The following is a 4,276-nucleotide window of genomic DNA, read 5'->3' on the forward strand; positions in this document are numbered from 1 at the left end:
AGGTTGGTGTTTGGTGTGGTAACCTCACTATTTCCTAAAATTCAGGGGGTGGCAATTTTTTTGCTCAAAAAGCCCTCTATCAAGGTATTTTATAGCCTATTTAATATAAAAGTTTTGACAATACGTCAGGATAAGAAAGGGGAAACAAATGAAAAAAGTTAAAAAGGCGATCATTCCAGCCGCAGGATTAGGAACAAGATTCCTACCAGCAACAAAGGCGATGCCAAAGGAAATGCTACCAATCGTAGATAAACCAACGATTCAATATATTATTGAAGAAGCAGTTGCTTCAGGAATCGAAGACATCATCATTGTAACAGGTAAAGGAAAACGTGCCATTGAAGATCACTTTGATAACTCGTTTGAACTAGAACAAAACTTAATTGAAAAGGGTAAATTTGAGCTACTGAGTGAGGTGCAAAAATCCTCACAAATGGCAGATATTCATTATATCCGTCAAAAGGAACCAAAGGGATTAGGTCATGCGATTTGGTGTGCAAGAAAATTCATTGGAAATGAACCATTCGCTGTTCTTCTTGGAGATGATATCGTTCAAGCAGAAAAGCCATGCTTAAAACAATTAATTGATCAATACGAAAGATATCAGGCTTCCGTTCTTGGAGTACAAAAGGTTCCAATGGAAGAAGTATCACGCTACGGCATTGTTAACGGAAATGAAATTGGAGAGAGATTCTTTAGCGTGAATAGCCTAGTAGAAAAGCCTAAGATGGAGGAGGCTCCTTCCAATCTAGCCATAATGGGGAGGTACATCTTAAATCCTAGAATTTTTGATATTTTAGGAGACCAAGGACCTGGAGCAGGTGGAGAAATTCAGTTAACAGATGCCATCGCAGGGCTAAATCAATATGAGGCAGTCTATGCTTATGATTTTGAAGGAACTCGCCATGATGTAGGGGAAAAGATGGGCTTTATCCAAACAACGATTGAATTTGCCCTTCAAAAAGAAGAGCTACGTTCAGACCTTTTAAACTATCTATCAGCGGTGCTAGATAGACAACTAATAAAGTAGGTGGCCTATGAAAAGAAAAGTGTTGTTCTGTGCAACAGTTGACTATCACTTCAGTGCCTTCCATCTACCTTATTTAAAGTGGTTTAAGGAACAAGGGTGGGATGTTCATGTTGCTGCTTCGGGAACAATCGAACTACCATTTGTAGATGAAAAGTTCAATCTCCCGATCCAACGGTCACCTTTTCATAGAAAAAACATAGCTGCGTATAACCAACTAAAAGAGGTTATCGATCGAAATGGGTATCAGCTCATACACTGTCATACACCAATGGGAGGAGTGCTTGCGAGACTAGCAGCTCGGTCCGCAAGACAGAAAGGAACAAAAGTGATTTACACAGCACATGGGTTTCATTTTTGTAAGGGATCCCCCATTCCTAACTGGATGGTCTACTACCCTATTGAGAGAGTATTATCTAACTTAACGGACTGTTTAATTACGATTAATGAAGAAGATTATCACTTAGCTACCTCCCATCAGTTCAAAGCAAAGCTAATTGAACATGTACATGGGGTGGGGGTGGATACAGAACGGTATACACCAGTATCAAACTTTCATAAAGAAGTGTTAAGAGCAGAGCATCGTTATGATAATGATGCTTTTTTAATGTTTTATGCTGCTGAGTTCAATGCAAATAAAAATCAACAATTATTAATACATGCGCTTTCCTTAGTTAAGGAAGAAATGCCAAAAGCAAAATTACTCTTGGCAGGTGAGGGAGCTTTACTTGAGGAATGTAAAAATCTTGCAAAACAATTGGATGTAGAACATATGGTTGATTTTCTAGGCTACTGTAAGGATATTGACCCACTACTTAAAATGTGTGATGTCGTAGTTGCTTCTAGTAAGAGAGAAGGACTTCCTGTAAATATTATGGAAGCTATGGCGTGTGGTCTACCTATTATCGCGGTTAAAAATAGAGGACATTGTGAACTTGTAAAAGATAATCTAAATGGTTGGACTGTTACTAACCAACCAGTAAATTTAGCAGAAAAAATACTGATTCTTGAAAGAAGTCAAGAGTTACAAGGCCAAATGGGCGAACAAAGCAGAAAAATTATGTTGGAATCATTTAGTTTGAATCGAGTGTTAGCTGAAAAGAAAGAGTTATATGTAAAAGTAATGAGTGATATGGAGGAAGTTCAGTGGGCAATCCGTTAAGAGTGTTGCATGTGGTGGTCAATATGAACCGTGGAGGGGCTGAGACACTAATCATGAACCTTTACCGTAATATTGATCGAAAAAAAGTGCAATTTGACTTTTTAACATGTAAGCCAGGTGTCTTTGATATGGAGATTAAAAAAATGGGTGGCCGGGTTTATTGTATCCCTTATATTTCAGATGTAGGCCACTTTCAATATGTAAAGGGGCTAGATGATTTTTTCTTAGAACACAAAGAATACGATATCGTGCATTCTCATTTAGATAAAATGAGCGGGCTTGTTCTAAGATCTGCTAAAAAAGCTGGAGTAAGGGTAAGAATAGCACATAGTCATAGCACCAACAGTGAGGGGGGGGTTTTTTCCCGTACCTATAAATGGTATTTTGGAAAATTAGTAGTTAAAAATTCTACTCATAATTTTGCATGTTCAAAAAAAGCGGCAAAATGGCTATTCGATTCCAATAAAGTCAGATATATTAAGAACGGAATTGAATTAGAAAAATTTATAGTTTCATCTAATTTAAGAAATCAAGTAAAACAAGAACTGAAGATAAACCAGGATACCTTTGTTTTAGGTCATGTAGGTAGGTTTTCTAAAGTTAAAAATCACAGTTTTATAATTGATGTATTTCAAACGTATAATAAAATAAATAGAAACTCTGTATTGGTGTTAATCGGAGATGGACCACTAAAGCCACATATAAAGGAAAAAGTTAGGAGGTTGAATCTAGAAACAAAAGTGTTATTTTTAGGTGTTCGGAGTGACATAAATAATCTACTTCAGTCCTTTGATACATTTATTTTCCCATCGTATTACGAAGGTCTAGGTATCTCAGTTATTGAGGCACAAGGAGCTGGGGTAAAATGCTTAGTATCTAATCAAGTTCCCCCTGAAGTCGACTTAGGGATTGAATTGGTTGATTTTCTACCATTGGAAGACATTAATAAATGGGTACAAAAACTCCAGTTTAATGAGATTAAAGAAATCCCAAAAATGGAATTGAAAAAGGCAATAACCAATCAAGGATATGACATTACAACAACTGCAAAAGAAATTGAAGCACTTTACATTACTTTCACGGGGTGAACTGAATGGGAAAGTTACTAACAGTATTTACTCCAACCTATAATCGTGCATATTGTTTGGAAAGATGCTATCAAAGTTTATTAAGACAATCTAATAGAAATTTTATTTGGATGATTATTGATGATGGATCCACAGATGATACAAAACAATTAGTAGAGAAATGGATAGAAGAAGATTTAATAGAGATTAAATATGTTTGGCAGAAAAATCAAGGCATGCATGGAGCTCATAATACTGCGTATAAGTTAATAAAGACAGAGTTAAACGTCTGTATTGATTCCGACGATTATATGTCAGATGATGCAGTTGAAAAGATAACCGATTTTTGGATGAGAAATGGTAGTAATAATGTAAGTGGATTAATAGGTCTGGATGCAGACTTAAATGATAATATAATAGGAACGAAAATGCCTGAGAATTTAAAAAAGTCAACCCTGTTTAACTTATATAATAAGTATGGTGTTACCGGAGATAAAAAACTAATATATCGTACAGAACTAACAAGGAGTTTCCCATACCCTCTATTTGATAATGAAAAATATGTTGGTTTGGCTTATAAATACTACTTATTAGATACAAAGTTTGAAATGTTACTCATGAATGAAGTAATTTGTTATGTTGAGTATTTGCCCGATGGTTCATCTAAAAATATGTATAAACAGTATGTTAATAATCCAAAAGGTTTTGCTTTCTATAGAAAGGAACTAATGAAACTTCCATTTGTAGGGAAGAAATTTAAGTTTAAACAAGCAATTCATTACGTTTCAAGTAGTTTCATACAAAAAAATAGAGCATTTATTGTAGAGAGTCCCGAAAGATATTTAACAGTGTTGGCAATCCCCTTTGGATTAATTTTATATTTATATATAACTTCACTAGTGTTGCATAAATAATGTCATAATTTTCAGTTTAATCATTGTTTCTATTTAGAGCCAAAAAGGTAAATGCCTAATTAAAGGTGGTTCTGTCCATTTGGAAATTTATTTACAATTAGACCTG

The 4,276-nt window shown here is 35.1% G+C and carries 4 protein-coding genes; all 4 read left to right on the top strand.

Going from position 1 to position 4,276, the window contains the following annotated elements:
* Window positions 1–148 precede the first annotated feature (148 nt).
* Genes galU through ACFFHF_RS12135 form a run of 4 tightly spaced genes read left to right on the top strand, consistent with a single transcriptional unit; the run spans window position 149 to window position 4,170 of the window.
* Window positions 149–1,030 carry a UTP--glucose-1-phosphate uridylyltransferase GalU gene (galU, locus tag ACFFHF_RS12120; protein WP_066056237.1) on the top strand — a complete coding sequence of 294 codons (882 nt, stop codon included), beginning with the start codon at window positions 149–151 and terminating at the stop codon, window positions 1,028–1,030.
* A gap of 7 nt (window positions 1,031–1,037) precedes the next feature.
* Window positions 1,038–2,189, top strand: a complete 1,152-nt coding sequence (locus ACFFHF_RS12125; RefSeq protein WP_377058245.1) for a glycosyltransferase family 4 protein — start codon at window positions 1,038–1,040, stop codon at window positions 2,187–2,189.
* The gene (locus tag ACFFHF_RS12130; protein ID WP_377058246.1) at window positions 2,174–3,277 is read left to right on the top strand and encodes a glycosyltransferase family 1 protein; all 1,104 of its coding nucleotides are present in this window, start codon (window positions 2,174–2,176) and stop codon (window positions 3,275–3,277) included. Before ACFFHF_RS12125 ends, ACFFHF_RS12130 begins: the two co-directional genes overlap by 16 nt.
* Before the next feature lie 5 nt (window positions 3,278–3,282).
* Window positions 3,283–4,170 (top strand): glycosyltransferase family 2 protein, encoded by an 888-nt coding sequence (locus tag ACFFHF_RS12135; protein ID WP_377058247.1) that lies wholly within the window; start codon window positions 3,283–3,285, stop codon window positions 4,168–4,170.
* Window positions 4,171–4,276 lie beyond the last annotated feature (106 nt).

This window comes from Robertmurraya beringensis (assembly GCF_042433785.1).
Classification (GTDB): Bacteria; Bacillota; Bacilli; order Bacillales; family Cytobacillaceae; genus Robertmurraya_A; species Robertmurraya_A beringensis.

What these genes read in the sequence shown, in the direction of transcription:
- ACFFHF_RS12135 (WP_377058247.1), top strand. Translation starts at nt 3,283, where the DNA reads ATGGGAAAGTTACTAACAGTATTTACTCCAACCTATAATCGTGCATAT.
- ACFFHF_RS12125 (WP_377058245.1), top strand. Translation starts at nt 1,038, where the DNA reads ATGAAAAGAAAAGTGTTGTTCTGTGCAACAGTTGACTATCACTTCAGT.
- galU (WP_066056237.1), top strand. Translation starts at nt 149, where the DNA reads ATGAAAAAAGTTAAAAAGGCGATCATTCCAGCCGCAGGATTAGGAACA.